Source organism: Myxacorys sp. (assembly GCF_059501405.1).
In genome coordinates this window covers 1-2,131 of sequence record NZ_JCACCM010000067.1, presented here as the reverse complement: position 1 = coordinate 2,131, position 2,131 = coordinate 1, and the positions used below count along the sequence as shown (strand labels likewise).

The window sequence follows — 2,131 nt, the reverse complement described above, 5'->3', positions numbered from 1 at the left end:
GTCAAAATAGCGCATCGCCAGGGTAATAGTTGCAAGAGGTGCAGGTACTCTCAACAGTTGAGAGTACCTGCACCTCTTTTGTCTACTGAATTGAATGATAGACTTTTTTGAAGATAGCGGAATTTTGAGAAGCGGCATTGGCGAAGATGATCTTGTCTGAGCGCGAATCAATAATATGGCATCTAACCCGTTGTCCTGTCACCTCAATTTTAGTGTCCTTGTGACCAATGAGGTAAAGAAAGCAAAACAGAAAATCTTTCATTCAGCATAAACCTGTGGCTAGATCAGCGTTTTTCTCAGGTTCAGGAGACATCTTTACCAGTTTCCTATCAAAATAATTTTATAGCAGGTATCTGTGGCAGTGTCATAGGTGAGCTATTCCCTCCTGCGGTGAGCAGTTCGGGTTGTGATTTGATGCCTTTACTGTGAGCGATCGCGCTTACTGCATCTATAGAACCCATTTGAGATCTCAGGAAGGGGATGCAAGGCGCTTAATCATGAGCCTGATGAAGCAAAGGTTGAGCTTAGTTGTGGCCTTGGCTAGCGTTCGCTCAAAGTTCTTGACCAAGATTTTACAACGCTCCATCCACGCATTCGAGCGTTCAATCACCCATCGTGCGACTGCTGGAACAAATCCCGATTTGCCTTGGGCTGCCTTTTCTTGTTTCGAGGGTTTGGTTGAGCGTTCAAATCTGATTTTCGTCATGATCTGCGGATAAATCCGCTTCAACTCACTCGTCAAATAGTCAATGTGATAGCCGTAGTCTAGCAGGATAGTAATTTTGGGAATATTGACGGGTTTTGCTTTGAAATAGTCGATGTTGAGCGTCAACAGTTCAACCAATCCGACATCGTCAGATACATTAGCCGCCGTGCAGTGGGTAAAGAAGGGAAAGCCAAGCGTATCAATGGCTAGATGTCTTTTTATCCCATTGGTTGCTTTGTAAAAACAGTATCCCTTGGAGCCCACACTGGCATTACATGTATTCTTCACCGCTTGCGAGTCGATGATGATTAAGGTTGTCCACTTTGGCTTTTTTTTACTTGCTGACGCACCTGTTGATGTAACACACTCATGAGTTGGTCGAACACGCCTGCAACTCGCCATTGCTTGTAGTGCCAATAGACGGTTGAGTAAGGGGGGAAGTCGTTTGGCAAGTCACACCAGTTGCAACCATTTTTGAGTTGGGAGAGGATGCCGTTGAAGATGTCTCGTTTTGTCCAGTTTGATGGACGAGTTTGTTTCTTCTTCGGTAATAGTTCAAGCAGCAGGGGTTCAAAGATTTCCCATTCTTCATCAGTGAGGTCGCTGGAATAGGCCATGGTATCTGAATTAGGTAAGTTTGAGCACCTAATTCACATTCTAAAAGATCTCAAATGGGTTCTATAGATATAGAATTCTTGTAGCATTTGGAATAGTTTTGTTATCGTTTTAGTGGCTTAGCCTAAAGATCGGTAAAATTGAATTATTTAGGAAACGCTGCAATCCTAATCTGCTAGTTGTCCGTAGGAAGTGGCCTAATTGACCTGCCTATTTACTAACTAAGCAAAACAAATTTAGACCTATATTCCTCTAGCTTTTGAGCGAGAAGGACTTATGATAACGCCGCCCCCTCCCAGTATTTCTCCACAGCAAATGAACGTTTTTCGGATCGTTTGTTCGATGGCTTGGTCAGATGGAAAGTTAACTTCTGAAGAAGCAGGGTTGATGATAGATCAGTTTGTTAGCCTTTTTACAACCGATGTTGCTGAGAAGCAGGCTCTACGACAGGAGCTTCAAGACTATCTGGGACAGAACATTCCTCTAGAAGAGTCAGTCCCGACCCTAAAGACAGTTGAAGATCGAGAACTGGTTCTGAAATTAGGATACATGGTTATCCAGGCGGGGGGAGCGCCTAACCCGGACGAGAACCCGATTACGGCGGATGAAAAAGCTGCTTATCGTCGCCTAGTGGATCTCCTAGGACTGTCAGAAGATAGGGTGCAGGCAGTCGAATGGGCAGCAGATCAAGAGCTTGGTCAATCTGACACGATGATCCATGCGGTAAATTCTGGATTAGCCACATTCTTCCATCCATAATAGACTTAATCGGCAATAGCTTAATCTAGAAGACATATAGTTATTCTCGCT

At 44.2% G+C, this 2,131-nt stretch carries 3 protein-coding genes; 1 reads left to right on the top strand and 2 read right to left on the bottom strand.

Annotated features, from left to right (window positions below):
- Positions 1 to 469 precede the first annotated feature (469 nt).
- Both AC5I6P_RS06710 and AC5I6P_RS06705 read right to left on the bottom strand, forming a co-directional pair.
- Positions 470 to 994 carry a transposase gene (locus tag AC5I6P_RS06710; RefSeq protein WP_495692974.1) on the bottom strand — a complete coding sequence of 175 codons (525 nt, stop codon included), beginning with the start codon at positions 992 to 994 and terminating at the stop codon, positions 470 to 472.
- 20 nt (positions 995 to 1,014) lie between these two features.
- On the bottom strand, positions 1,015 to 1,323 hold the full coding sequence (locus tag AC5I6P_RS06705) for a transposase (RefSeq protein ID WP_495692973.1): 309 nt from the start codon (positions 1,321 to 1,323) through the stop codon (positions 1,015 to 1,017).
- 274 nt (positions 1,324 to 1,597) lie between these two features.
- On the opposite strand from AC5I6P_RS06705, the gene AC5I6P_RS06700 reads away from it, so the two are divergent.
- Positions 1,598 to 2,080, top strand: a complete 483-nt coding sequence (locus tag AC5I6P_RS06700) for a tellurite resistance TerB family protein (protein ID WP_495692972.1) — start codon at positions 1,598 to 1,600, stop codon at positions 2,078 to 2,080.
- Positions 2,081 to 2,131: the final 51 nt, after the last annotated feature.

Bases quoted from the DNA above. Each gene is read 5' to 3' on its own strand.
- AC5I6P_RS06705 (WP_495692973.1), bottom strand. From the start codon at position 1,323: ATGGCCTATTCCAGCGACCTCACTGATGAAGAATGGGAAATCTTTGAA.
- AC5I6P_RS06700 (WP_495692972.1), top strand. From the start codon at position 1,598: ATGATAACGCCGCCCCCTCCCAGTATTTCTCCACAGCAAATGAACGTT.